The sequence below is a fragment of the Paenibacillus pedocola genome (assembly GCF_031599675.1).
In the GTDB taxonomy this organism is placed as follows: Bacteria; Bacillota; Bacilli; order Paenibacillales; family Paenibacillaceae; genus Paenibacillus_AQ; species Paenibacillus_AQ pedocola.
The window spans coordinates 967,960-994,433 of sequence record NZ_CP134223.1 but is presented as its reverse complement, the minus strand read 5'-3'; the positions used below and the strand labels follow the sequence as shown (position 1 = coordinate 994,433).

Sequence of the window (26,474 nt, the reverse complement as noted above, 5' to 3'; positions counted from 1 at the left end):
TTCTCCCCTTTTTCTTAAAAATCGTTCTATCCGCCTTACACCTTCTTCATTCCGTACCCTTTAGACAGCCATTTCTCCAGCAGCACAACGCCTGTATACATCACCATGGACAGCACCGATAAGACCACAACGCCCACCCAGACAAGATTGATATCGAGAATCGTCCCGGCATAAATGACCATGCGGCCGATCCCGTGGCTGGAAGCGATGAATTCTCCGACAATTGCCCCGGCCAGCGAGAGGGCGATATTAATCCGCAGGCTGCTGATCATCCAGGGCATCGCCCAGGGAATGACGACCTTCGTAAAAACCTGATGCCGTTTGGCCCCAAGAGAGTACATGAGCTTCTCCATATCCTTGTCCACACTCTGCACCCCGCTGTGCGCAGACAGCGCTGCAACCACCACCGTCATGGCAAAAGCGAGCGCCACCTTCGAGAAGAACCCGATGCCCAGCAGTATAACCAGTACAGGTGCCAGCGCCAGCTTGGGCATGGCGTTCAGCAGGATCAGGAAGGGTTCGCTGATTCCGGCAAATCTGCGCGACCACCAGAAGGAAAGGCCGAGCAGTGAACCCAGCAGAGTGCCGCCTATGAACCCAAGAATGGTCGAACTCGAGGTATACGCAACATCCTCTAGCAGCGTCCCTTCTGTAATCTGGGTCCACGTGGTATTCAGAATGCGGACAGGACTGCTCCAGTAATAAGCATCCATCCAGCCGATCCGTGTAAACAGCTCCCAGCAGAGCACTATAAGGACTGCTACAGACAATCGTCCGAGACTGATGATCCGCTTATTACGGCGGGCCAGCGCCTCTTCGTCCTGAATGAACGGCTCTGCCTGCCTTTTTTCCGTTTTCAGCGCACTATTCCCGGACGCCTCCAGCTTGTGAATGACGTACCCTTTCTTTTGCACACTCTCCATCCGGTTCTCCTCCTCAAAGTTTGATTAGCTTGGCCTTACTGTTTCTCAAGAAATATGCGCCGCCGATTCCTCATGGCCCCCTGACAGCAGAGCAAGCAGATGGGCTTTCAGCTCCATAAAGGAAGCTGATACGGTATCCTCCTGATGTCGGGGCCTCGGCATGTCCACAGAAATCTTCGAAATAATCCGTCCCGGACGCCCGGAGAAGACATAGATGTCGTCTGACAGGTAGATGGCTTCATCAATGTCATGCGTAACAAACAGCACCGTCTTGCGGAAATCCTCCCAAATCTCCAGCAGCCAGTTCTGCATCGTCAGCCGGGTCTGGGCATCAAGCGCCCCGAACGGCTCATCCAGCAAAATAATGTCCCGGTCATACAGCAGTGTACGGAGGAGCGCCGCCCGCTGCCGCATGCCGCCCGACAGCTCCGCAGGATAATGGCCGCCAAAGCCCTTCAGCCCGTAGCGGTCCATCAGCGGCTGGGCCCGGGCAACCGCCTCCTTGCGCGGCACGCCGCGAATTTCCATCCCGAGAATAATATTGTCCAGAATGGTCCGCCAGGGCAGCAGCATATCCTTCTGCAGCATGTAGCCGACATGCCCGGTTTTCCCGATTATATCCTCTCCATCCGCCAGCACCCGGCCGGTTGATGGAGGCATCAGTCCGGCGATGATGTTGAACAGGGTGGATTTTCCGCAGCCGCTGGGACCGATAATACTGACAAACCTGCCCTCTTCAATGGTAAGATTCGTTTCCTGCATCGCGATGATCTCTTGCCCGTCACGGCGGAACCACTTGCTTACACCGGCAATTTCAATCTTCGTTTTCATTTTTTTGGACCCTCCCGGATTTGGATTGATAAACAAAAAGCCGCCAGTTTTAGACACAGCCCCAGGGCTAATGTCTGAAAACTGACGGCAGGTCGGCTCTCCCACTTTCAGAGTTCCAACGTAACGTTCAGGTAATGCTCCAAGTCTTTCTCCAAAATTATGATCGTACCGGAATACTCGGTCTCCACATCATAATCTTTAAGAACGGCTTTGATATTCAATTGAAACTCATCCATAAAAGCCTGCTTAATCTGAGTCTTGAACACTTCATGCAGCACCAGATTAATCCCGCGGCTGGCCGCAGCATCATGGGTATCCAGCACCTTCAGTACAGGGACCCGGCTGTTAATGGATAAGATAATAATCTTGTTTCCGACAAAATCAACCTTCTGCTGCTTAACACCGGCGTTGAATAACCTCTTATTGATTTCGTTGTAAATCCTTAGAATATCCTGTTTCCATTGTCCGGCGGAAGCGATCATAGCGATCACTCCTTCATAGCTATTGATGATGTTATAATATCTGACTAACATTCTGGATAATCCATAATCGCCTATTACTTATACATCATTATAGATAAATTGATAGAGTTGTCAACATCTAATACGTAAGAATAAATGACATCCAGGTAGAAAAACACTTTAAATGTTATGAAATATGACATAAATAACACAAGAGCCGCAAGCAGAAAGAAGCAAAAAACACTTCTAGCTTGCGGCTTCATTCTAGATAGCCGATATGTTCAAAGGATCAGTTGTAGTACGGCCAGCCTGAGGAATCCCAATACAAATCGCTTATCAGCAGCTTGGGAGCACCGTTCTCCGCAACACTATAGGAATGGCGGGCAATCACACCCGTGCCGTAGACATCCTGGCCGCCCGGCCCCACCCAGCTGCTGTTGCCGCTGTCGATTACTGTTGCGCCGCCATCCTTCATCGCCGTACCATCCTTGGCATAATACGGTCCAAGGACACTGGTTGACCGGCCGACTGCAACCTTGTAAGTGCTGCTGGTGCCCTGACAGCACACTCCGATGGATACGAACAAATAGTAGTAGCCAGTGCTGCTGTTATAGACAAGATTCGCTCCCTCAATCCCCCCGGACTTCGTTGCGATCCGGTAGGAATTGCCCGTCGGCTTCATGGTTGTTTTGCTGATAGAGGTAACATATATTCCATTACTCCAGGAACCGAAGACCATCCACAAATTCCCGTTGGCATCCGCAGTAATATTAGGGTCGATGGCATTGTAATTGGAGGCATCCGTGGAACTGATAACCATTCCTTGGTCCGTCCATACTCCCCCGGAGATCGATGAGGTTGTTACCAGTCCAATCGCGGAAACTCTGGAACCAAACGTTGAGATTGAATAATACAAATAATACTTGCCGTTATAATAGAAAATATCCGGTGCCCAGACATCGAGCTCTACGTGATTCGGAACATAAGTATCCCACCAGGAGGGTTCTGAGGTGAAAATCGGTAATGAGCGGACATAGTTGGTACCATTCGTTGAAAAGAGTACCTGAAGCCCGGAGCCTGTGCTGAATACCCAATGGGTATTGCCTTCTTTGATGTACGCCGGATCATGAACATTCGTGTCTCCCGTTAATGTCCATGTTGCTGCACTTGCAGGAAATACGGTCGAAAAAATTAGGAAGACAGACAGCAGCAGTACGAAAACTCTTTTCCTGGATTTAATCATTTCCCACGCTCCTTTGATTAATTGATGTATGAATTTATTCACAATAAATTATACTAAACCTCTCCTTGTCCAAAATGTGATATCGCTTACATTGTAAATATCTTTTCCGAACTTATTTTTCTTCGCACTAATATCAGCTTTCGTTAAAATTGCTCTTCCTGCGCACTCTTAGCATCGAATCAAAACAAGCGCGGCCCGGAAGTTTTATTTCACATTTATAAAAAGTAAAGTTTCAATCCATAGCTTGCTTTGGAAATAACATGCTGAAAAATGAACTTTTTGTCATCCGTAACAGAGCTGAATGATATAATCTAATCATATTAACCGAAGGGCAATGTTCTTCAGACTATCCGAAGACAACCCCGCAGACTGCTGCGGGGTTGTCTTTTTGTATAGATATTTTGAGGCTATGAAAGGTGAGGTAAAGATGAGTATGGAGCAAGAACCAAGAGCTATTTTTACCAGGGAAGAGTTAATCAGTCAATTCAAAAGCTGTGGAGTCAAAGAAGGACAGCACCTGCTTGTGCATACCTCTCTCAGCAAGCTGGGGTTTGTCGTTGGCGGAGCGGAGACTCTTATCCGGGCCCTTCTGGAAATCGTCGGACCTGAGGGCACCTTAATGATGCCATCCCAGACGTGGAAGAATCTCGATCCCGCTACCGGTGTGCATTGGGAAGCGCCTGCAGAATGGTGGCCCGTCATCCGGGAGCATTGGCCGGCGTATGATAAAGAGGTTACCCCGGCCATTGGCATGGGTGTTGCCGCCGAAATGCTCCGCAAATGGCCGGGAGCCCAAAGATCGGATCATCCTGCCCGTTCTGTCGCAGCGGTTGGCAAACATGCGTCCTACCTTACGGAGAATCACGATCTGAGCAATATTTTTGGCGAGGGCTCTCCCTTGGATAAGCTCTACCGCTTGAACGGCTCCGTGCTCCTGGTCGGTGTCGGCCATGACAAGAACACTTCACTGCATTTAGCGGAGACCCGCGCTTCCTTCCCCGGCAAACAAACGGTCTATGAGAGCAGCGCAGTTATGCTAGACGGGAAGCGGGAGTGGATCACCTACCCCACCCAGGCCGTGGATGACAGCGATTTTGTCCGGTTAGGAACCGCCTACGAGGAGGAAATGAAGCTTCCGGTTCATCGCATCGGCAACGCTGAGGTCCGGCTGCTGGAACAGCGTCCGCTCGTCGACTGGGCAACGGCCTGGATGGAGCGGCATCGGACTTAAATCTTTGAGGATTCCAAGGCAGAGAATGATTATATACGTGCCAAAGAACCTACATCATACAACGAAGCATCCGCTGCCTGGAGATAAGGTGTCCAGTCCGCTGTGGTGTACAGCATTAAACGGTGCATTGCCCGAGTGCATGCGGTATAAAACAGCTTCCGCTCGCTCTCCCTGTGATACGTCTGCGAAGAAGCATCATAGATGAGCACAGCGTCGAATTCTACTCCCTTGGCAAGATAAGCGGGAATAACCAGTGTCCCTTTTTCAAAGGTAAGAGTCTCCTTGGTAATAAGCCGTATTTCCCCTGGGCTTTGCGCCTTCAATGCTTCATAGGCCTCGCAGCTTTCGGCAGCGGTCTTCGTAATGATGGCGATGGAGTCGTAGCCCTCTGCCTGGAGTGCTGCGACATCTTCAAGGATCCGTTCCGCCCGCGCGGCGATCCCGCCGGTCTGCGTGAGACACGGCTTACTGCCGTGTCTGTCGAACGGCACGATCTCTTCGCCTGGCAGCATAGACTTCGTAAATTCAACAATCTCCCGTGTTGATCGGTAGCTCCGGACAAGCCGGATCAGGTTTGTGTCTTCTTCGCCATGCAGCCGGATCAGCGAGGAATCCGCCTCATGCAGATTCGTGGCCTGGGGAAAAATCGCCTGGCCGAAATCGCCCAGCACGGTCATTCGCGCGCGGGGAAACAGCCGTTTGAGATAGGCATATTGGAACGGCGAATAATCCTGGCCTTCATCGACAAACAAATGCCTGACCACTGTGTTCGTCCGTACACCCTCCAAGAGTTCTTTTAAATACAGGAACGGGGTTGCATCCTCATAGAAAAGCTCGCTGCGCTCCAGCTTCTCTTTCGTCTGCCTGCAGATTTCAGTCCAATGATCAGGCACCCCGGCCTCATCCGTCATCATCCGGTAAGCTGCCTCCTCTCCAAACAACTGGCTATAGAGCCCAGTCACATCTACGAACATGAACCGTTTAATTTCCCGTTTCAGCGGTTTGAAATGTTCCTTCACGATCATCCGCTGCAGCAGTTCTTCTTGCTGAAGGCCGAAGTCGAAGACATTCTCTTCTCCCTGCTCCTGTCCGCGAAGGTCTCCATATTGCTCCACGTACTCCTGAGTAAAATCAAAGACGACGGTCTCCCGCTGAACTTTCTTGAGCAAGGCGCTGTAAGCTTCGGCATATTGCTCGTTGTCGAGATAATCAAGCTCATCCTGAACCCATGGCTCTTCCTGCTCCTTAAGCTCAAGCGAAGCCAGCTCCCGCAGCAGCCATTCCTGCAGCAGTACAACTCGGTTAGCCAGGCGGATGGAGCGGTCGTAGCTGTAAAACTGCAATTTCATCTGCTCTGCGGCAATCAGCTCGCGGTCCCGGAAACGGATACTGCGGAATAACATACCTTCATTCCCGAGCCACAATGCGTAGTGCTGGAGAGCCTGAAGGAAATCTTCCGAAGCCTTGTACCGCATCCCGCTCATCCGTGCTTCATACCCGGAGGCAGACTCCGGATTCATGGCATATTCAATCTGCTCGAACGGGTCTTCCAGCCGAAACGCCGAGCCCAGCCAGTGAGCAAGATATTCCTGAAAGGTCGTCTGCTGCATGTTTTCCTCACCCAGCTCGGGAAGCACTGTGGATACATAGCTGTTAAACATCGGATTCGGCGAGAAAAGCACGATCTGATCGGCCCTGATCCGGCCGCGGTGTTTATAAAGCAGATAAGCTACCCTCTGCAGCGCAGCGGACGTCTTGCCGCTTCCGGCCGCCCCCTGCACGATGAGCATACGGCTCTTGTCGTCACGGATAATAGCATTTTGCTCCTTCTGAATCGTCGCCACGATGCTCTTCATTTGTGAGTCTGCACCTTTACCGAGCACCTGTTGAAGCAATTCATCGCCGATCGTCAGGCTCGTATCGAACACATTGTGGAGCTGTGCGCCGCGGATCTGATACTGCCGCTTCAACGTCATCTCGCCCGTGATTGATCCACCCGGCGTTTCGTAAGCAGCTGCCCCGGGGGAATAATCGTAGTACATGCTTGCAATAGGCGTCCGCCAGTCGTATACCAGAAAGCTCATGCCATCGTCATCGGCGAATGAGGCTACACCGATGAATATTTGCTCACTGCTGCTGGAGCCCTCCTCACGAAAATCAATCCGTCCGAAATAGGGGGACGGCAACAGCCGCTGCATGCTTCTGTAGCGCTGCAGCCGAAGCCGGTGACTCCGTTCCCGTTCAGACAGCATCGCCTCCTGCTGCCTGATACTATAGAAGGTCTCTTCGAAATCTTCATGGGTGCTGGTATTGACCGTAACTTCCTCCCAGAACCGCTTGCGGATATCCGCCGCCTGCTCGTGCAGCCCGGTTACCTCCGGCTCCAACCCCTTGATTGCCGCCTGCAGCCTTTCTTCAACCAGCTCCAGCCGGTCTTGTTCCTGCTGCCAATCATTCGCGTTAATCATTCTCCTGAACACGCTCCTTTTCAGTCTAATCGGGATCAAAAAGAAAGTTTGACAAACCCTTAATCCCCATGGTAAGATTAAGATGTAAATAAGATGCAATACTTATGAGATTTTCGATCTAAAAAACCGATACGTATTTAACTATATCATACCGTCTTTTTGTATGCAATTTATTTTATAGACCGAACCCGGCAGAGTCTGCCGGGTTCTTTTTTAATATACAGGACTTGCAGCTGCTAACCGATTGAACAGCAGGCCACTTCCCGTTATGATATCAGTATCATGGCTCAAGCAGGAGGTTTCATAGTAATGGCAGTATTCATGAATGAACAAATAAGAGCATCCGAGGTCGTGCTCACCGGACTAAAAGGCGAGAAGCTCGGTATAGTCTCCAGAGAGGAGGCACTGGGGATTGCCCGGTCCCAAGGGGCGGATCTGGTCTGCACCTCGCTGATGAGCAGCCCCCCGCCCTGCAGCCTGATGGCTAAAGGCAAAGCAAAGGCTGCCGCGCAGAAGGAAGCTGCTTCGGCACGCAAGGCATCCCCCGGCCAGGCAGCCGGAAAGAGCGGCAGCAAGGAGAAGGTCAAGGAGCTGCGCTTCACTGCCCATATCGAGGAGCATGATTACGAGACGAAGCTGCGCCAGGCGGACAAGCATCTGCGCTCCGGCAAGCCGGTGCAGCTGGTTGTGCAGGCCTCCAGCGCCAAGGAAGCCGCCGCGGCCAAGTCCGTGCTTGAACGGCTGGTCACCGACCTGAAGGAAGCCGGAGTCAAGGAAACCGGCCTCCAGACCGGCGGCAAAGGCTCGAAGGTGAAGTTAAATCCGCGCTGATCAGCCGGTATAGATGACAAAAAGAGCTTCCCGTGGCGGGGAGCTCTTTTTTGGGTCTACAACAACATTTATAATTGTTAGATTAGGCGGGATTCTGCAGATCACAGTTGAACTACCGCTCCCCCACAGAACAAGAACTGCCACCGCAGGCCCTGCAAGCTCCTAAGAATTCCCCTTCTCCGCGAGCTGCTCCTGGGCAAGGCGGATCATTTCACGGACCATGGAGCCGCCGATTTTGCCGCCGATATGGCCGGCTGATTCCGTAGTCAGACCGCCATTATTGCCCGGCTGCAGGGGGATGCCCAGCTCCTTGGCGACTTCATATTTCACATCGTCCGGGTGGTTCGGATCAACGGTATACCCTTCGCGCCTCATCACATCCGCTTTGAAGGTCTGCATTCCCTGTGCTGCTCCCGGTACTGCATATTTCCGGTTTCTTCTTGCCATCCAGATCACTCCCTTGGTGTATTTCCTCTACTTTTCCCCAAGGTCCCTTGTTTCATCCGCATACAGTCTTCCCGCATAGTCGGCAATCAGCCCGCGCATCGCAAGTATAGAGATCCAGTGCTCCGGGATGCCGCTTAATCCGTAAAAGGCCCCGGCAATCTGGCCGTAGACCGCCCCGGTCGTATCGGCGTCATTGCCCAGATTGACAGCGAGCAGCGCACCTTCGGCAAAGCTGGCGGAGTTATGGAACGCCCACAGCGCCGCTTCCAGCGATTCCACCACGTACCCGGAGCCTTGAATTTCAGGCGGTTGCTTAAGCTTGTAAGAGCCATTCATAATGCCCAGGATATGCGGTGTCAGCTGATCCTCCTGCAGCCAGCCGCCGAAGGCCTCCGGGGCCAGCATCTCCTGTTTGCTCCACCCGTGCAGTCCGGCAAGAATATAAGCGGCCAGCAGGCGGCAGGCGCTGACACATTCCGCTGCGGCATGTGTCGTTCTAGAGCTGCTGGCCGCATATCGGATGGCATCCGCCGGATGGGCAGCGTAATACATAACGACAGGAGCCAGCCGCATAATCGAGCCATTCCCCGCAGCAAACGGATCGGCCGAACCGCTGTAGGCCTCTCCGCTCGCTTCATATTGAAGCAGCGCCGCCCGCGTAGCATTGCCGATGTCAAAGCATTCCCCGGTGCTGCTCAGATGCCCCTCACGGAACCATTTCAAATAACGCTGCATCTGGTCTGCAGGATCAAATCCCTGCTTTGAGAGCAGGCTTTCCGCCAGGCATAGTGCCATGGATGTGTCATCTGTCCACTGTCCCGGCTGCAAGCCGAAGACGCCGCCCCCTATGATATCCTCCAGCGGTGCAAAGGTGCCGGGGGCCTTGAATTCGGCCGTGGTTCCGAGCGCATCCCCTACCGCCAGCCCATGCAGACACCCCTGATATCGATCCGCATTCAAAGTCATACTGCATCCTCCTTATGCACTGACGGTCCCCAGAGTTAACAATATTCTCTGGGGACCGCCGGTTTCTTCAGAAGCATTTAATTATTGTTCGCCAGGATACTTAAGTCCCCACTGTGCCCGGACCTGATCCAGCAGCTTCAGAATCGCTACGGATTCATCCAGCGTCATAACCGGACTTTCCGTCAGACCGGCCTGCAGACAGCGGCCCACTTCCTCCGCCTCAAACGAATAGCCGACAGAAGCACGGTCATCCTCAAAGGTCTCTGCCAGTTCACCGCCGATATACAGCTCGGCCGCACGCGGATTCACCAGCGTGCCTTTCACAATAATATGGCCCTCGGTTCCGAATACATGAGCTTCCTCCAGCAGCTTGAGCCGGATTCCCCCGTTAAGCGAAGCGCTTTTTCCGCCGCCATAGGATAACAGCAGTGAGAAATGCTCATCCACCCCGGTCTCACCGATATGTACCGTACTGGATACGGACTCAGGATGAGGCCCTAAAACCATGGAAGCGAAGGATATCGGATAGATGCCGACATCCAGCAATGCTCCGCCGCCCAGCGCCGGATTCAGCAGGCGGCTTTCCGGATTCCAGTCGGCGCGGAAGCCAAGGTCTGCCTGGACCAGGCGGACGTCCCCAATCTTCCCTGCAGCAATCCACTCTCTGACTTTGACGTTAGCCGGGATATAGCGGCTCCACATGGCCTCCATCAGGAACAGCTTATGCTCGCGGGCATAGGCCACGACTTCTTCCAGCTCCCCGCTGTTCACCGTGAACGGCTTCTCACACAGCACAGCCTTGCCGGCGCGCAGGGCCAGCAGGGCGTTCTCTTTATGGAACGGATGCGGCGTCCCGATATAGATGGCATCCACCTCCGGGTCGTTCACCAGTTCTTCGTAAGTAGCATAGGCGACGGGAATGCCGTGATTCTTAGCGAATTCATCCGCGCTTTCCTGGGTGCGTGATCCGACAGCGTAAGCAATACCGTTACTGGCATGGGCCAGATCCGTTGCGAACTGGTGGGCAATCCAGCCGGTGCTGAGAATTCCCCATTTCACCTTGTAAGCGTTATCCATTGGCATTAAAGTCTCCTCCTGCAATAGTTTCAGTCTATTTGATTCTATCAAACTGTGCTTCTTGTGTAAAAGATTCACCGCTAAGCTTAGACCATTGCCAGCAGCGCAAACACGCTAATTACAGAAAATCCGACCGTCACCAGAAGCGTAGCGGCATTCCAGATCCGGTGGTTCAGCGCGAGATTCTCAATATAGCTGCGGAGGAACAGCCTTCGCAGCAGCAGCTGAAGCAGACGGATGAACCCGAAGCTAAACCAGCCGAATAAACTCACTAATAGGACCTCATAGCTCCCTTTGTCCACAAACCGGTCCGCCACCTCACCATTGTAATGAATAGGTACAAAATCAGGCATCTCCCGGTAGAGATACATATACAGCAATACAGGAATGATGGCAGCAACACTGCTTAGGGTGATCGTCATTTTATTTTTGAACATCAGCTGCAGCCCCTTCTGTCCGAAGCAGCAGAATACGGTCCTTGAATCCGCCGCGGCGCTCTGCCTTCTCGGCACGGATCGCCTCCAGCATCTCACTGTCTCCGCCATGGATCACGGCTAATGCCCGGATGACCTCAAGCATATCTGCCAGCTCCTCTAGCGCATGCCCGTCCTGCTCTTCCCGGAAGTATTCCTCTGCTTCCTCGCGCAGCTTCGCACGCAGCGCCTCTATGTATTCCCCGGTATCCAGTATTCTGGTGGCACAGGTCTTCCCCTGCGATGCAATCAGCGCCGGAATACCATCTCTTACAAGCTTGAAATACTCGGTCAAAATCAATCAGCCGCCTTTCATTCTATAATCGGCTACCCTCAGCTAAGCTCCTTCCTCAGGCGCTCCACAAAAGGAATATCCGCCGGGGCAAAGTCGTATTCCGCCAGCTCGCCCCGTTCCACCCATCTGCAGGCATCATGGTCACTCATCGCAATCTCCCCGTCCAGATACTCCGCCTTCCAGGCTATCAGCGTAATCTGTACGTTGCCATAATCATGCTCATGGCTTCCGAATGCTTCATAAGGCCGGATGGCGATTCTCATTTCTTCCATCAGCTCTCTGCGCAGACACTCTACGGCATCTTCACCGGCCTCCAGCTTGCCGCCGGGGAATTCCCACAGCCCTGCCTGCGCTTTGCCAGGTTTCCGCCGGGCGATCAGCAGCTTTCCTTCTTTATTATGGATAATCGCCGCCGCTACTTCAATCCTCATTTTTGCTCCTCCGGACCGGCACTCAACATTTACGAGAGATGCCATATTGTGGTTTTATATGGTAAAATATGAATTGCATACTAATTAACTGTTCACTAGCTTCATAGAGTAAAAATGTATTTTTTTCGGGGAGGCTAAACGTGAAATCTATTTTCAGGCCGGATGCCAGGAATGAGGATCAGAGCGCGAACCCGTCGCTTAGTCTGCGCATCAATATATTTTTCTTCGGCACTTTTATTATATTCTGCATTATTATTGTCCGTCTTGCCATTGTACAATTTGTTGAAGGCCCCACGCTCACCGAGGTTGAAACGAGCCGTGATACCAAAAACGTGCCGCTTGCTTCGATACGCGGAAGTATTTTGGCAAAGGGCGGAGAAAAGCTAGCCTATTCCACCTCGGTGCAAACGCTTTATTTCTCCTTGACCACTGACTATACAGAAACCGTAACGGACAAAAAAACCAAATTAACCTCACGGTCGCCCGAAGCTACCGCCAAAGCTAATCAGCTTGCCGCCGACCTTGCTGCGGATTTCGCCAAATACGGGGCCAAGGTGCCGGAAGATGAAGTGATTACGAAGGATGCCGTGCTGAAAGCCATGGACCTTGACTCCAAAGTCTACTCGGGCTTCATGCTGCGGCCGATCAAACGCGGTCTGGTTAAAGAGGAAATTGCCTACTTCATGGAGCATAAGGACAAGTATCCGAATCTCACTGTCAGCGAGGAGGACGAGCGCCACTATGATCCGGACACAGTAGCTGTACAGACGGTCGGATATATCAAAACCTTCAAGAAAGCGGATAGCTTAGATATTTATAAGAACATTCTGGCAGCCATGAAAAATGACACTGACCCGGGCCTCTCTTACCGGAGTGATGAGTTTGTCGGCTTTGACGGGCTGGAGCTGCAGTACCAGCGGGAGCTGCGGGGGCGCAACGGCTACCTGACCGTAGGTGTTAATGCCAAGAATATGGCCGAGGGCATTGAAGCCATTGTACCTCCTGTCAAAGGCAATGATGTATGGACCACCATCGATAAGAACATTCAGCTGAAGACGGAGCAGGCGATCCTGGATCAGATCAAGTGGGTTCACAGGAATCCGGTGCAGGGCAAGGTTCACCCTGATGCCAAGACCGGTTACGCCGTTGCCATGGAAGTCGATACCGGAAATATTGTAGCGATGGCCAGCATGGAGGATTATGATACCAATATTTGGACTACAGGCACTCTGCCTACAGAGGTATATAACCAGATTCAGCTGAATTATCAGAACGGTACCGTCACGCCAATTTCCTCCGGACGGTCCGGGCACAATTTCGATTCCGCTGTGTTCCTCGGTTCAGTGATCAAGCCGCTGACCGTATTGATCGGCCTGAACGAAGGGTTCATTACAACACGAACAACTTATACCGACAAAGGCAGCACAACCTTCGGCAGAGCCGGTTATGAGACGACCGTCCGCAACGCCGGCGGCCATGCCTATGGATTCTTCAACTCTCCGGCTGAAGCCATAGAGAAGTCCTCCAACGTCTTCATGATCGATATGGTCGGCAAGAAACTCTATGAGAAGTACGGCTCTGAAGGAGTCAATGTCTGGGATAAATACATGAGGGAGTTCGGGCTGGGTGAGCGGCCGGGCAGCGGACTACCGAATGAGCATAAAGGCCTTATCAACTATGTGAAAGAGGCAAAAAGCGGAAGCGCCCAGTCAGCGCTGGTCTTTGCGTCATTCGGACAGCAAGGCCGTTACACGGCGCTGCAGCTGGCCCAGTATGCCTCCACGCTGGCGAACCAGGGAGTCCGGATTAAGCCGCAGCTTGTCAGCAAAATCACAGATCAGGCCGGAAACACCGTCAAGACCTTCGGCAGGGAAGTGCTGAACGAAGTGAAGTTCGATAAAGCATACTGGCGTGAAGTCATCAAGGGTATGAATACTTCTGTGACTGCATTTGAGGATTTCCCTTATGACTTTGCACGTAAAACCGGTACTTCCCAGCAGCAATATACGGTTAAAAAGAGCAGTTACCTGGCCGACAACGGCGTGTTTATTGCCTTCGCCCCGCGCGAGAATCCCAAGCTGGCCGTCGCCGTCGTTATTCCCGAAGGGGGATTCGGTTCCAACAGCGCCGCGCCCGTTGCCCGCAAAATTTTTGACGCCTATGATTGGGAATACGGGCTGGACGGTATACCGAAGAAGAGCATTCCGCCTGTGGAGGATAAAGCTAAGCAGACTGCCGGAGATGGGGCAGCTGTGGAATCGACGCATTAGTCGGTTTCCGTGTACTGCTCTCTACTGTGGACAAAAAAACCATACAGGCGTGAGTATGTAAGCTCTCTTTCGGGATATGGAGGAAGGTTTTTCGCCAAACAGCTCAAGCTTACGCACGCTTATCCAAGAACAAAAACAAGCCCATTCCATAGACGGAATGGGCTTGTTTTGCCGATAACAGCTAATTTATGGTGGTTAGAAGATCTTCTTATGAAACTTGGCCTGCTCACTATGTTACTTGCTTAGTACAAGCTCCAGACGCACTTCAAGATCATTCTCAGTATCCAGCACGATCGAGTGCGGATTCTTCATACCGAAGTCTGCAAAGGTTACGGTTGTCGTTCCCGACAGCATCAGCTGTCCACCGCTGTACACCGCCTGCGAATCGAAGGTAACCTCTTTCTCAATTCCTTTTACGGTAAGCGTACCTGTCATCTGAACCGGCACCGCAGTACCCTCCGTCCATTCTGCCGGCAGCTCAGAAAAGGAGCTCACCTTAAATGTCGACTGCGGGAACTCTTCTACACTCAGGAAATCTGCGCTTTTTACGTGCTCGTCCCGTTGTCCTTCTCCGGAATCCAGCGCACTCATCTCAATGGAACCTTCGCCAGTCATAGAGGCTGTGTCATCCAGATTGACATTCCATGTCCCTTGAACGGAGGCATTTACGAAGTTGACCGTTTCTTTGGAGGTCGTAACCGACCAGTATACTTTCGAAGTGTCGGCAATACTCCAGGCACCGTTTAATTGTTCTGCTGTAACTGCAGCGCCTGTTGCCGCCGCCGCATTCGCTACCGCCGTTCCAGAGTTATTCGTTCCCTGTTCCTGTGCAGGAATGACGGACTCGATTTCCACGTTATTGCCCAAGCTGTTGTTCAGTAACGTAAATGCTGTGATTGCCCCCGCGATTACGACGCCCGTGGCTGCCCACACCCATGTTTTCTTCTTCATCCTTATTCCCTCCATCTAGAAATTTTTCTCTGCCTTGTCCGGCTAGCTCCCATTCTAACAAAGCAATATGTCGGGAATAAGTCAAAGCACCGTCCGGTGTTCTGTGGTAAAATGTCCGCTAAAGGAGGCTTGTTTCCCATGAAATCCATTCTGATTGTTGAAGATGAGGCAGCAATTGCCCGTGTGCTTGGCGCCTATCTTAAAAAAGCCGGCTTCCAGGTTACCCATGCCGCCGACGGCATAGCCGCACTTGAAGTGTTCGAGGCATCGCCTCCTTCTCTTATATTGCTCGACATTATGCTGCCGAACATGGACGGCTTTGAACTGCTGGGCCAGATCCGCAAAATCAGCAGCTGCCCCGTCATCATGCTCACCGCCCGGGACGGAATTAAGGACCGGCTGGCCGGACTTGACGGCGGTGCCGACGACTATATGTCCAAGCCATTCATCCCCGAAGAAGTCGTCGCCCGGGTAAACGCCGTGCTGCGCCGCCCTTCCCAGTGGTCCGATGGCAGCGGCAAACGCCATTTCGGCAGCCTGTTTGTCGATTTCAGCGCCCGCAGCGTCTTCCTGAATAACGCCGAGGTCAGTCTGAGCCCGCGCGATATGTCTGTCCTGCTGTTCCTGGCCGAACGCCCGAATCAGATCTGCACCAGAGACCAGCTGATTGAACAGGTGTGGGAGATGGACTATGAGGGCAGCGACCGGGCGGTCGACCTGTCGATCAAGAGACTGCGCCAGGCGCTCTCGCACTGGCCGGCTGAGGAAGGGGAGATCCGCACACTGCGCGGGACCGGGTACCAGTTATGGACCGTATGAAGCAGGCGCAGAGACGCACCTCCATCCTCTCCTACTGGACGCTCCGCTATCTTATTATTATCAGCATCGGGCTTCTGCTCACCGCACTGGTGACCTTCTGGTGGATTCAGCAGGAGGCGATGAACAACCGCATGCAGACCACCGCCCTGCTCGCCCAGGAGATTGCCGACCGCAGCGTAAGCAGCGAAGGAACCATGCAGATCAGCCCAACCTTGGCTAAGCTGGTCGAAGACCGCAAACGCTTCTTCAAATTAACGCAGGAAATGTGCGTGATTATTACAGACCCGGAGGGCAAACTACTCTTCTCTGAGCCAGCCTTGACCCAGGAAGAGATGAACCATAAGCTCAATGACACGCTATCCGGCTCACGCAGTCCAGAGTTCAAGGCTGCGGTGGCCCAGATTCAGCAAGGCGGCGAAACCCTGGGGCAGGTTATCGTGCTTCAGTCCAAACGTTCCCTGCGCCATATTCCCCAGGAGGAGATTACGTTCTTCTCCATTCTGATCCTGTTCCTGATCATCCTGAGCTGGCTGACCATCTACCTCTTATCGAGCAAGCTGGCAAAACCGATTCAGCGGGTAGCTGCCGCAGCAGCACAGATTAGCAGCGGGGAGTACAATATCATTCTGGACACAGGGGCCAAAGAGCGGGAAATTCACGAGCTGCTGCTCTCCTTTCAGGAGATGTCGGGCAAGCTGCAGCAGTTCGAGCAGTCCCGGGCGGTTATGCTGGCCGGAGTATCCCATGAGCTGAAAACACCGGTCACCTCGATCAAAGGACTGGTTCATGCCGTCCGCGAGGGTGTCGTTGAAGGCGATGAAGCCGATGAATTCCTCGACATCGCCCTGCAGGAAGCGGGCCGGCTGCAGCGCATGGTGGCCGATCTGCTGGATTACAACGCCCTCACCGCCGGCATCGTGGCCGTCCGGCATGACCGGCTGGATGCCGTTCCGCTGCTGGCGGAGATCGTCTACCAGTGGAAGCTCACGCAGTGTGAGTCAGTTAATGAACCGGTGCTTCAGCTGCCAGAGAAGCCGCTCTATGTGCGGGGAGACCCCTTGCGCATCCAGCAAATCATCGTGAATCTGCTGAACAACAGCGTACAGGCTTCACTGCCTGGACAAAATCTCCAGCTGACCATCAGCCTAACCGTAATTCCGCAGGGATATGCTGAAATTACCGTCACCGATAACGGGCCGGGCATCCCTTCGGACATCAGCGGCAGAATCTTCGAAGCTTTCTTCCGCAGCAGCGACAAGCAGAGCACGCTTCGCGGCCTGGGGCTGGGCCTAACATTCAGCCGTCTGCTGGCCGAAGCGATGGGCGGAAGCCTGGTGCTGGGAAGTAGTCCCGACCAAGGCTCCACCTTCGAGCTGATTTTGCCGCTCCATGCTTAATACAGTGGCGAAGCGGCAGCTGTAGTCCCGCGGGTCTTTAACGTGGTATAATCACTTGCACCGACGTAACATTAACCTTAGAAGAACCGTGAACCGGAGGCTGTATATGCTTACTTTTGAACAGAAATTGGCAATATTTGATTCCTATCCAGAGCTTGAGCGGAGGAATGTCTCGCTTGGACGGGTGAACTATCATTACGAAGGCAGCCGGCATGACAAAAAAACCGTTGCTTCCCATCTGCATCCTAACGGTAACGGCTTTGTATACGCAGGGCTGCTGCGGGGCTATGAAACGGATAACAAGGGTCTTGTAAATATCCGCGATTATTCCGAAGCCGGACTGCGGGAGCTGATTGAGGCATCCATTGCCTCGTTGACCATGTACATTCCGGAAGCGCCTGCCCCAAGTAAGCGCAAGAAGAAACTGGCGGCAGACTCGGCTGAGACGATTTGGGTGAATGAGGACGGCAACAGCCTTAGTCTGAGATTCGAAGAAGACTTATGGTATCTCTATGCCGGACTCCAGCTGGAAATGGCCTTCGAGACCCTTGAAGAAGCCCACGATTATCTGGCGGAAGAGGGCTTCCGCCCGGCGCAGGACTAGATTTCCGATATTTGCCCACCAAAAAGCCTGGACACCACTACTCCTTAGCGGCATACAGGCTTTTTGGCTGATTTTGTGTTTCTTGAACCTCCGTTGTTTACTGCAGAACATTCAGGGCCTCCTCCGGAAGCTCAATCTCTGAGAGGGTATTATATTTCCCTATATCGGTTCTCCTTTTGACTTTAGAGTACATCCCCTGGCCGCCCCTTCTGTCGTCAGTAACCATTTCATCTTCTGTCCGGGTTGGCCAGTAGGTCTGTTTGTCCACGCTGTACAATATGCTCATACTTTTCACAGCAGATATCTGCTGCTCTGCCAGCTCTCCGCTGCCATATTGCAACCTGTAATAGGCTGTGAAATCCTTCATCTGCTCACCGGATGCACGGGCCTTCAGCACGTAGTCGCCGCCTTCCTCCGTCACCGATAAATAAGGCAGGATCGTCTTAAACTGTTCCATCCGCCGTCCGGGGCTTGCCTCCAGCTGCAAAGGCGTCATTATTAGCTCAGACATACTCTCAGGCATCTTTCGCCAGTAGCCGTTCATAGAGGTAAAATAGCCTCCCTCAACAAGATATATCTCCAGCTTCTGTTCCTCCTTGCCCAAAATCTGTAACTGGCTCACCTGATGCATCTGCAGGGGGGCCATTACAACCTCAGTGGTTGACTTCGTTTCTACAGTTTGATTCACCTGACTTTCAGCTTGTGCCATATCTGTATTCAGCCAGGACTGGGTCTCCTGCACAAAGCTGCTAAGCCCTTCACTGGCTTCTGTTATTTTCGCGATTAACTGCTCTGCTGTAGGCATAGCCGGTTCTTGAACACGGCTCTCCTTGACAATACCATCATCCGCGCAGCCAGCCAGACCAAGCGCCATAACCACAACCATTAAACCTTTTCCCCATTTATTCAAAATGAAATCCTCCCGTGTGAGCTTCACATGGGATTATACACCAGATATGGAATGCCAACTATCAAAAAAAATCCAAAATGAACTCTATCAAGACGCGGTAAACTATGGTTAGATGAAGGAGAAGGCCAAACCAAAGAGAGAAAGAAGCGTGAACCCGCATGAGTTTTGAAATCGTAGAGGCTACAATTCCGGAAATTCAGGCCGCACTGGCAGCCGGAGAGATCACTTCCAAAGAACTGGTTCTCATGTATTATGAGCGCATTGCCGATCATGACAAAAACGGCCTGACGATTAACTCTGTGCTGGAGATCAATCCGGATGCGCTGTTCATTGCGGAATCTTTGGATGTGGAACGTGCGCTGCAGGGTCCAAGAGGACCGATGCATGGCATTCCGGTCTTGCTCAAGGACAATATCAATACAGGGGATAAAATGCATACCAGTGCGGGATCGCTGGCTTTGGCGGATTCTTTTGCCGGGGAAGATGCCTTTATCGTTACGAAGCTGCGCGAGGCCGGAGCCATCATCATGGGCAAAGCGAACATGACGGAATTCGCCAACTTCATGACGAATGGCATGCCGTCAGGCTACAGCTCGCGCGGGGGCCAGGTGCTGAACCCTTACAATATCTCCACACCTACCGGCGGCTCCAGTGCCGGCTCCGCAGTAGCCGTCGCTTGTAATTTCTGCACAGTATCGGTGGGAACCGAAACCTCCGGCTCCATCCTCAATCCCGGCAATCTCGGGTCAATTGTGGGAATTAAGCCGACGGTAGGCATGCTCAGCCGCTCCGGCATTCTTCCGCTGTCGAACACGCAGGATACTGCCGGGCCAATGGGTAGAACTGTCCGTGACGCAGTACTCCTGCTGAATGCCATGCTTGGCCGGGACAGCAGTGATGCGGCGATGGGCACTAGCGAGGGAAGGCTGCATGAGGACTATACGGAATTCCTTGATCTGAACGGTCTGCAGGGTGCGAGGATCGGCATTCCCCGGGACTACTATTTCGAAGAATTAACAGAAGAACAGCTGGCACTGTTCAACGCTTCCGTGGACAGAATGCGTGAGCTTGGCGCAACCATCATCGACCCTGCCGATATCCGCACCGCGCGCGAGATCAAATATTCCTCCGTAGTGCTGAACGAGTTCAAAACCTCCATTAACGCTTATCTGGCCCGGCTCGGCCCGGGTGCGAAGATACGAACCCTTAAGGATATCATTGACTTCAACCATGCCCATCCGGTAGAGACGCTGCGCTATGGACAAGCTACACTGATCGATGCCGAATATACCTCTTCAGGCACTCTGACAGAGCCGCAGTACTTGCGTGACCGCGCCACGGATCTGAAGCTCTGCAAGGAGCAGGGCATCGACGCCACCATGAAGGAGCACCAGTTGGACGCCCTGCTGTTCCCGGCCGACTTTGGAGCACGGATCACCTCCAGATCAGGATATCCCTCCATCGTCGTGCCTTCCGGCTACACCTCGGCCGGTGCCCCGTTCGGGGTGACGTTCTCGGCCCAGGCTTATCAGGAGCCGCTGCTGATCAAGCTGGCCTATGCCTATGAGCAGAATTACAAGATCCGCAAAGCGCCTTCGCTGCAGAGCTTTATTTAAACAGCAGCTCTCGTCAATCCGCGGCTATGCCCATGTGTCTGTTGCCTGCATGTGACAGGCTCCAGGTGCGGAGCTCGTAGCTGCGGATGCCTGAGAGAACATACGGATCACGCTCCGCAACCGCCTCTGCCTCTTCCCGGGATTCTGCCCGGATAATTACCATCCCGCCGGGAGCATCGTTAAACGGCCCGCACAGCACCAGCTGGCCGCTGCGTTCCAGCTGCTGCAGATGCTGCACATGCCCGCGGATGATCTCCATATCTCTGCGGTCCTGCTGCGTGGGGCTTAACAGAATGACATAACATATATCTTCTTCCGCCTGAACAGAATTCATCTTCCATCCCCCTCCGCTTCACTCACTGCTTCTTGTCACTCGTAATCACGCTGGTTTTCCTCGTCAGCAATATTTTGAATTTCCTCCGCAAACATCAGATAGAGACCATAGTCGCCCTCCGCATGCAGCTTCAATGCCCGTTCCTTAAAATATTTCGCACTTCCTTCAGCGGCATCCTCATCATAGAACAGCAGAATGGCATCGCTTTTGCGGAACAGCAGATCATCTCTGGCCCGGAATTGCCAGCTGCCGTCATAAGGGGCATTGCTTACCGCTCCATAATAATCTGCTCCGGCCACAATTCCCCGGTATTCGTTCTGCTTGTCCTCTTTCCACTTCTCTTCCGGGTTGGCATGAGCGGTAATGATCCCCAGCTTCAGGAGCGGATATTTACGCTTCAGCTCCAGTACCACCTCGCAGGCCCAAAGGTCTACACCGTATTGACCGGGAGTAATGACCCAATCCACTCCGTCTTCAATGAGGGGAATCAGCCTTGCGGCGAGCGCCTTTTTGATATAGGGGATGCCCTGATGCTTGCTGTCAAAAATCCCGAGCTCATGCGCACGGTAGCCTGTTACCAGTAGGGTTGTCATGTGTTGCCTCTTTCCTTGAAGGTTTCGTCTCTGTACTCCACTATATAGATTGAACTTGAAAGTATACATTTAGGGAAAAGTGGCGGAGGGGAATTTTGGAACTGTAGGAGCGATAGCGTCCGCCTAAAAGCTTTCCGTAGGAAAGCTCACTTCGGAAGCATAAGCAGTCTGTGGATTTCTACCGCTAGTAGCGGTTTAAATCAAGAAATCTGCAGACAACAGCGGCCGGAAGTCCAAATATTCTCTGTAGTCACGGCCATTCCCAAAATAGAAGAATCACAGGTTCAATTTATATAACCATTATATATCAATTGTTTCTGTCAATCTTTTCAGAAATATTTACCAAACTTTAAGCTGACATTCAGGACGCTCTGATATATTGTCCGCAGAAAGTTGTGTAGTTCATCAAGGAGGAGAATTGAAATGAAAAGGAATGTACCCTATATGATGGCCAGCAGCCTGATCGCAGCCATCCTGCTTGCAGGCTGCAGTTCAAACACGGATACAGCGTCCTCATCAGCTGCAGACAGCCAAACCGCGCAAACCCAGAGCGACGGCACAGCCGCACAACCCGCCGCCTCCCCCGGAGCCGGGGACAGAGGTATGAACAGAGCCGGCATGAATATTGGTAAAATCAAAAGCATCAGTGGCAGCACCATCACGATCTATACAGCCGAAATGCCTGCTGGACGGCCGCAAAATAACGGTGATGGCGCCGACGGCACTGCACCGGAAGGCCAGGGAACTCCGCCGGAGGGTGGTAAAGACGGGCAGCCTCCGGAAGGTACTGCCCAAGACGCTCAGGGAGGTCAAGGCGGCGGCCGCCAAGGCGGGATGCCGGGCGGCGGCATGATGCAGAATTTCTCCGGGGAGACTACGGATATTACTGTCGAGAGCGATACCCAGTTTGTATCCGTTACCTTTGATAACGGTGAGCAGAAGGAAACGGTGATCAGCCTGGCTGACCTCAAGGCTGAGGATATCATCCAGTACACGCTGAAGACAGACACCACCAATGCAGAGAAGATCACGCTAGGAGCAGGCGGCTTCGGAGGGGGCGGCCGGGGTGGAGCCCCCGGAGGCGGCAACGGCCAAGGCAACAACGGTTCGGCTGCTGCCGGCTCGGGTAGTTAATAACCCTTATTGAATATTCCAATTCAAGCGGATGTGTCCTGAAAAGAGGCGCATCCGTTTTTTTGCGGACAATTATTTTTACAGAAATGACTAAACGAAAGCAGACTTTGGAAAACTTCATGTACACAGCAATTTATACAGAAAGTTGGGGTTGATTTCATTGCTATCTTTCGTTATTTCCCACATCCCCGGCTGGGATGTCTTCTTTCAGGCGGGAATTGCACTTCTCTTTCCTCTAGCTGTAAGCCGTCTCTATAAAGCACTGTATTCCCTGGTAGGCAGCGGCAGGGCGGTGGAGTCGCCGGGCAGCAGCGGGAAGAAGCGCAAGGGGTTATCTGATGCTCCGGTGTCCCCCCCTCTGCAAGCCCGGCAAAGCTTCAGCGGAAACTATACCACAGACCTTCAGTTTATTAAGTCGGCTATCGGAAGGAACACTGATCTTCATTTCAAGGAATTTACTATAACCAGGCTGCAGAAACAGGCGGCGCTTATTTATGTAGACGGCATGCAGAACGATAGAAATCTGAATTTAAAGATCATGCAGTTTCTAATGTTCGAGGCAACAACTGATTCCTTCTCCGCTTCCGGATTAGCCGGACAGCGGCTGCCGTTCAGCCAGCTGAGCGAGGCCAGTGATCTGACGGACTTCAATCAATCAGTCCTGTATGGATATGCCGGCCTACTGATTGAAGGGCTTCCTCAAGGCCTGCTGATCCAGCCGCCGGAAGCAGACAGCCGGTCACTGGACGAGCCTGTCTCAGAAGCGCTGTTGCGCGGGCCCCGGCTGGGTTTCTCCGAGTCATTAAATTTGAACACCTCCATCTTACGGCGCCAGGGCAGGAGTGATCAGCTGGAGATCGTAACTCACCGGGCCGGCAACCGGATTCAGAAGGATCTGGCAATCGCTTATATGAAGGATATTGTTAATCCGGAGCTGCTTCAGGAAGTCGAGTCACGGATCTCCAAGCTGGATATCGATTTTCTTGCAGAATCGGGATACATCGAGCAGCTAATCGAAGACAACTACCTAAGTCCTTTCCAGCAGGTCCAGAACACCGAACGTCCTGACAGGGTGATCAGTGCGCTACTGGAAGGACGGATTGCGATTCTGCTGGATGGAACGCCCTTCGCGCTGATTATTCCGGTTACCTTCAGCATGCTGCTGCAATCTCCGGAAGACTATTATGAACGCTGGCTGCCCGGATCGCTTCTGCGGATGCTGCGCTTCGCTGCTTCCTTTCTGGCGCTGATGGCTCCGGCTCTCTATATATCGTTCATTTCCTTTCATCCCGGACTGATCCCGACGGAGCTGGCACTCTCCATTATTGAGACCCGCCAGGGAGTCCCCTTTCCGTCTGTAATCGAAGTACTGATTCTCGAGATCTCGATTGAAATTCTGCGGGAAGCCGGCATCCGGCTGCCTAAACCGGTCGGGCCGGCAATGGGTATCGTCGGCGGTCTCATTATTGGCGATGCCGCCGTAAATGCAGGGATCGTCAGCCCCTTTCTGGTCATTGTCGTTGCGGTCACCGCGATCTCCTCCTTCTCTATTCCGATGTACAGTGCCGGAATAACGCTGCGGATTCTCCGCTTTGTCGGGATGGGATTTGCGGCCCTGCTGGGGATGTTCGGTACAATCCTCTTCTTCCTGCTGATCTGCAGCCATCTTACCAAGCTCAAGAGCTTTGGGGTGCCGTACCTGACGCCTGTATCCCCGTTTCGGGCAAGGGACTGGAAGGACCTGTTCTTCCGGGCACCGCTTACCCTGATGAAACGCAGACCGGCGATGATGAAGACGCAGGACAGCAAACGTAAATCGTAAACACATGTTAAGAGAGGAGGCAGTATCATGTTTACCCGTACAGACGACAAAATCACTGCTACACAAGCAGCGGTATTCCTCAATAACACAGTGCTTGGCGCCGGGATTCTGACACTGCCACGGGGGGTAAGCGAAGCTGTAAAGACTCCGGATTCCTGGATGTCCGTATTGCTCGGGGGGATCATCGTGATGGCTGTAATTGTCCTGATGGTGAAGATCAGCCAGCAGTTTCCCGGAAAAACCATTTTCCAGTATGCCGGAAAAATCGTAGGCCGGATACCGGGAGCTTTCCTGTGCCTGCTGCTGATTATCTATTTTCTAACTCTCGCAGGCTTTGAGATCCGCTCGCTCGCCGAGGTTACGCTGTTCTTCCTGCTGGAAGGCACTCCAATCTGGGCGATTATCCTGCCTTTCATCTGGGTGGGAACCTATCTCGTATACGGCGGAATCAATGCCATCGCCAGGGTCTTTCAGATTGTGTTTCCGATCAGTATCATGATTCTGCTCATCTGCTACGGGTTCAGCCTCCGGCTTTTTGATATTAACAACCTGCGTCCTGTCCTCGGCAGCGGCATTATGCCAGTGATCAGCGGCCTGAAGTCAACGGTGCTTGTCTATAGCGGGTGTGAGGTCGTGATGACGCTTGTAGCGTTCATGCAGCAGCCCCGTCAGGCTATAAAAGTAATGCTGGTGGGAATCGGCATCCCGATCGGACTCTATCTGTTGACAGTAATTATGGTCATAGGCGGACTCTCTATCGATTCTGTGATCACGAGCACCTGGCCGACCATCGATCTGATCCGCAGCTTTGAAATCCCCGGATTTCTATTCGAACGGATGGAGTTTCCGCTAATGGTGATCTGGCTGATGCAAATGTTCTGCAACTTCTGCAGTTTCTTTTTCCAGGCTTCTCTCGGTATCTCCCAAATTTTCCGTCTGAAGGTTCATGCGGTCATTTATCTGCTGGTGCCGGTCATTTTCATCTCTGCGATGGTGCCTAAGTCCGTTAACGAGCTGTTCAGCCTGGGGGATATGATCGGCAAAGCGGGAATTGTCCTGTTTCTGCTTCTGCCCCTGCTGCTCTCGGTCATCTGGCTCATCCGTACGAAAGGATTGAAGCAGCATGTATAGACGATTAATGCCGCTTCTTCTCTGTCTTTTCCTGCTTGCTATGACACAGTCCGGATGCTGGAGCAGCAAAGAAATTGAGGACCTGGCACTTTATACCGGACTCGCTCTGGATACGGGCAAGCTGACAAAGGCTGAACAAGAGCTGGAAGCGCAAGACATTACCTACTCTAAACGGAATAAAGTTACAGCGACGGTCCAGATTGTACCGGTGAAACACGCAGGCATGGAAAAACAGCAGGGAGGTCCACAGCCTACACCTTATCTCAACATATCCGGAACCGGAGATTCCGTGCTTGAAGTCTTCCGTCAATATTCTTTGAGAAACGAACGGCCGATCGTCGGTCATCATCTGAAGGTCATTGTGGTCTCAACGGAATTGCTGAAGCGGCAATCCATGGAACAGCTGATGGATTTTGTACTCCGCGATAATGATATCCGCCCCAGCACTATGGTTTTTATCAGTCAAGGCAGGGCAGAGGAGACGCTTGTCTCCAAGCGGACCGATGAAATCCCCTCCTTTCACCTCAGAGATATGATCCACGGCCAGAAAAGAACAAGTAAGGTGATGAAGCCGGTCATTTTGTCCGAACTGGATGCACTCATGCATGCAAAGCGAAGTTATGCTCTGCAGAACCTCGTTACCGCGGGTGGGGAAACCGAGTTTTCCGGAGCTGCTGTGGTGAAAGGAGACACGGGGCACTGGATCGGCACCTTGTCCCAGGAAGATACCGAATGCCTAACCTGGCTGACCAATAATGGCAAGGCTGGCACTATCAAAGCCTATGACCAGGATGACGAGCCGATGACCTATGAAATGAAGGACATGAAAAGCAAAATCAAAGCCCGTATCGACGGGGATGACATTTCGTTTGATGTCTCCATCGAGACGGAAGGCCGGCTGATCGAAACCTGGAGCAGCTCAAGTGATGCCGACTCAACAGAATATACAGAGAAGGTAGGCCGTATGTTCGAAGTTAAGCTTGAGAAGATGATGGAGAGGATGATGGAGAAGCTGCAAAAAGAGTATAAAGCCGATGTAGCCGGTTTCGGAGAAGCGCTCAGCATCCAGTATCCCCGGGTGTGGAAAAAGGTCCAGGACCAGTGGGACGATACATTCAGCCGCTCCGTAGTCCGTTTTAAATATGATTTGAAAATAACCGATTTCGGTTCCTTTACCGAGTAGCTGTAAGAAGAAACGGCTTTGCCGTCCTGGTTA

The 26,474-nt window shown here is 52.6% G+C and carries 26 protein-coding genes; 11 read left to right on the top strand and 15 right to left on the bottom strand.

Annotated features, from left to right (window positions below; translation table 11 throughout):
* Positions 1 to 35 precede the first annotated feature (35 nt).
* The 4 genes from QU597_RS04305 to QU597_RS04290 form a co-directional block, all read right to left on the bottom strand.
* Positions 36 to 923 (bottom strand): ABC transporter permease, encoded by an 888-nt coding sequence (locus tag QU597_RS04305; RefSeq protein ID WP_310831525.1) that lies wholly within the window; start codon positions 921 to 923, stop codon positions 36 to 38.
* A 45-nt stretch (positions 924 to 968) separates the two neighbouring features.
* Positions 969 to 1,754 (bottom strand): ABC transporter ATP-binding protein, encoded by a 786-nt coding sequence (locus tag QU597_RS04300; protein WP_310831524.1) that lies wholly within the window; start codon positions 1,752 to 1,754, stop codon positions 969 to 971.
* A gap of 107 nt (positions 1,755 to 1,861) precedes the next feature.
* Positions 1,862 to 2,287: a Na-translocating system protein MpsC family protein gene (locus QU597_RS04295; RefSeq protein ID WP_310831523.1), complete on the bottom strand. Its 426-nt coding sequence runs from the start codon at positions 2,285 to 2,287 to the stop codon at positions 1,862 to 1,864.
* A 217-nt stretch (positions 2,288 to 2,504) separates the two neighbouring features.
* The gene (locus tag QU597_RS04290) at positions 2,505 to 3,458 is read right to left on the bottom strand and encodes a family 43 glycosylhydrolase (protein ID WP_310831522.1); all 954 of its coding nucleotides are present in this window, start codon (positions 3,456 to 3,458) and stop codon (positions 2,505 to 2,507) included.
* Between the two features lie 427 nt (positions 3,459 to 3,885).
* On the opposite strand from QU597_RS04290, the gene QU597_RS04285 reads away from it, so the two are divergent.
* Positions 3,886 to 4,689 (top strand): AAC(3) family N-acetyltransferase, encoded by an 804-nt coding sequence (locus QU597_RS04285; RefSeq protein WP_310831521.1) that lies wholly within the window; start codon positions 3,886 to 3,888, stop codon positions 4,687 to 4,689.
* A 29-nt stretch (positions 4,690 to 4,718) separates the two neighbouring features.
* Here the strand turns inward: QU597_RS04285 and helD are convergent, their stop codons facing one another.
* Positions 4,719 to 7,157, bottom strand: a complete 2,439-nt coding sequence (helD, locus tag QU597_RS04280) for an RNA polymerase recycling motor HelD (RefSeq protein WP_310831520.1) — start codon at positions 7,155 to 7,157, stop codon at positions 4,719 to 4,721.
* A gap of 309 nt (positions 7,158 to 7,466) precedes the next feature.
* Between helD and infC the strand changes: the two genes are divergently transcribed.
* On the top strand, positions 7,467 to 7,988 hold the full coding sequence (gene infC, locus QU597_RS04275) for a translation initiation factor IF-3 (RefSeq protein WP_310831519.1): 522 nt from the start codon (positions 7,467 to 7,469) through the stop codon (positions 7,986 to 7,988).
* Between the two features lie 162 nt (positions 7,989 to 8,150).
* Here infC and QU597_RS04270 read toward each other — a convergent pair whose 3' ends face one another.
* From QU597_RS04270 to mutT, 6 genes are all read right to left on the bottom strand, one after another.
* A complete protein-coding gene (locus tag QU597_RS04270; RefSeq protein WP_206103277.1) occupies positions 8,151 to 8,435 on the bottom strand; it encodes an alpha/beta-type small acid-soluble spore protein in 285 nt (94 codons plus the stop codon).
* A 27-nt stretch (positions 8,436 to 8,462) separates the two neighbouring features.
* Entirely contained in the window at positions 8,463 to 9,401 is a 939-nt protein-coding gene (locus tag QU597_RS04265) for an ADP-ribosylglycohydrolase family protein (RefSeq protein WP_310831518.1), read from the bottom strand.
* Between the two features lie 81 nt (positions 9,402 to 9,482).
* A complete protein-coding gene (locus QU597_RS04260) occupies positions 9,483 to 10,484 on the bottom strand; it encodes a Gfo/Idh/MocA family protein (RefSeq protein WP_370656229.1) in 1,002 nt (333 codons plus the stop codon).
* Between the two features lie 80 nt (positions 10,485 to 10,564).
* Complete coding sequence (locus tag QU597_RS04255; protein ID WP_310831517.1) at positions 10,565 to 10,915, bottom strand: DUF1648 domain-containing protein; 351 nt, start codon at positions 10,913 to 10,915, stop codon at positions 10,565 to 10,567.
* Positions 10,902 to 11,246 carry a nucleoside triphosphate pyrophosphohydrolase gene (locus QU597_RS04250; RefSeq protein ID WP_310831516.1) on the bottom strand — a complete coding sequence of 115 codons (345 nt, stop codon included), beginning with the start codon at positions 11,244 to 11,246 and terminating at the stop codon, positions 10,902 to 10,904. Before QU597_RS04250 ends, QU597_RS04255 begins: the two co-directional genes overlap by 14 nt.
* A 38-nt stretch (positions 11,247 to 11,284) precedes the next feature.
* Entirely contained in the window at positions 11,285 to 11,677 is a 393-nt protein-coding gene (mutT, locus tag QU597_RS04245; protein WP_310831515.1) for an 8-oxo-dGTP diphosphatase MutT, read from the bottom strand.
* Positions 11,678 to 11,817: 140 nt separating this feature from the next.
* Here mutT and QU597_RS04240 point away from each other — a divergent pair, with 140 nt between their 5' ends.
* Positions 11,818 to 13,947 (top strand): peptidoglycan D,D-transpeptidase FtsI family protein, encoded by a 2,130-nt coding sequence (locus QU597_RS04240; protein ID WP_310831514.1) that lies wholly within the window; start codon positions 11,818 to 11,820, stop codon positions 13,945 to 13,947.
* A 234-nt stretch (positions 13,948 to 14,181) separates the two neighbouring features.
* On the opposite strand, the gene QU597_RS04235 is transcribed toward QU597_RS04240, so the two are convergent.
* Positions 14,182 to 14,898 (bottom strand): YceI family protein, encoded by a 717-nt coding sequence (locus tag QU597_RS04235; protein ID WP_310831513.1) that lies wholly within the window; start codon positions 14,896 to 14,898, stop codon positions 14,182 to 14,184.
* 138 nt (positions 14,899 to 15,036) lie between these two features.
* Between QU597_RS04235 and QU597_RS04230 the strand changes: the two genes are divergently transcribed.
* The 3 genes from QU597_RS04230 to QU597_RS04220 all read left to right on the top strand — a co-directional run bounded on the left by QU597_RS04230 (position 15,037) and on the right by QU597_RS04220 (position 17,718).
* Positions 15,037 to 15,717, top strand: a complete 681-nt coding sequence (locus QU597_RS04230; RefSeq protein ID WP_054938900.1) for a response regulator transcription factor — start codon at positions 15,037 to 15,039, stop codon at positions 15,715 to 15,717.
* Entirely contained in the window at positions 15,705 to 17,114 is a 1,410-nt protein-coding gene (locus tag QU597_RS04225; protein WP_310831510.1) for a sensor histidine kinase, read from the top strand. The genes QU597_RS04230 and QU597_RS04225 overlap by 13 nt, the downstream gene beginning before the upstream one ends.
* 106 nt (positions 17,115 to 17,220) lie before the next feature.
* Positions 17,221 to 17,718: a hypothetical protein gene (locus tag QU597_RS04220; RefSeq protein ID WP_310831509.1), complete on the top strand. Its 498-nt coding sequence runs from the start codon at positions 17,221 to 17,223 to the stop codon at positions 17,716 to 17,718.
* Between the two features lie 97 nt (positions 17,719 to 17,815).
* Here QU597_RS04220 and QU597_RS04215 read toward each other — a convergent pair whose 3' ends face one another.
* Positions 17,816 to 18,628: a DUF6612 family protein gene (locus QU597_RS04215; protein ID WP_310831508.1), complete on the bottom strand. Its 813-nt coding sequence runs from the start codon at positions 18,626 to 18,628 to the stop codon at positions 17,816 to 17,818.
* A 158-nt stretch (positions 18,629 to 18,786) separates the two neighbouring features.
* Here QU597_RS04215 and QU597_RS04210 point away from each other — a divergent pair, with 158 nt between their 5' ends.
* Positions 18,787 to 20,244 carry an amidase family protein gene (locus tag QU597_RS04210; RefSeq protein ID WP_310831507.1) on the top strand — a complete coding sequence of 486 codons (1,458 nt, stop codon included), beginning with the start codon at positions 18,787 to 18,789 and terminating at the stop codon, positions 20,242 to 20,244.
* Positions 20,245 to 20,257: 13 nt separating this feature from the next.
* Here the strand turns inward: QU597_RS04210 and QU597_RS04205 are convergent, their stop codons facing one another.
* Both QU597_RS04205 and QU597_RS04200 read right to left on the bottom strand, forming a co-directional pair.
* A complete protein-coding gene (locus QU597_RS04205; protein WP_310831506.1) occupies positions 20,258 to 20,578 on the bottom strand; it encodes a YciI family protein in 321 nt (106 codons plus the stop codon).
* A 35-nt stretch (positions 20,579 to 20,613) separates the two neighbouring features.
* A complete protein-coding gene (locus QU597_RS04200) occupies positions 20,614 to 21,171 on the bottom strand; it encodes an SLOG family protein (protein ID WP_310831505.1) in 558 nt (185 codons plus the stop codon).
* Between the two features lie 423 nt (positions 21,172 to 21,594).
* Between QU597_RS04200 and QU597_RS04195 the strand changes: the two genes are divergently transcribed.
* The 4 genes from QU597_RS04195 (at position 21,595) to QU597_RS04180 (ending at position 26,441) form a co-directional block, all read left to right on the top strand.
* Complete coding sequence (locus QU597_RS04195; protein WP_310831504.1) at positions 21,595 to 22,305, top strand: hypothetical protein; 711 nt, start codon at positions 21,595 to 21,597, stop codon at positions 22,303 to 22,305.
* Between the two features lie 160 nt (positions 22,306 to 22,465).
* Positions 22,466 to 24,127, top strand: coding sequence for a spore germination protein (locus QU597_RS04190; protein ID WP_310831503.1), 1,662 nt, complete (start codon positions 22,466 to 22,468; stop codon positions 24,125 to 24,127).
* Between the two features lie 27 nt (positions 24,128 to 24,154).
* Complete coding sequence (locus QU597_RS04185) at positions 24,155 to 25,258, top strand: GerAB/ArcD/ProY family transporter (RefSeq protein WP_310831502.1); 1,104 nt, start codon at positions 24,155 to 24,157, stop codon at positions 25,256 to 25,258.
* Entirely contained in the window at positions 25,251 to 26,441 is a 1,191-nt protein-coding gene (locus QU597_RS04180; protein WP_310831501.1) for a Ger(x)C family spore germination protein, read from the top strand. The genes QU597_RS04185 and QU597_RS04180 overlap by 8 nt, the downstream gene beginning before the upstream one ends.
* Positions 26,442 to 26,474 lie beyond the last annotated feature (33 nt).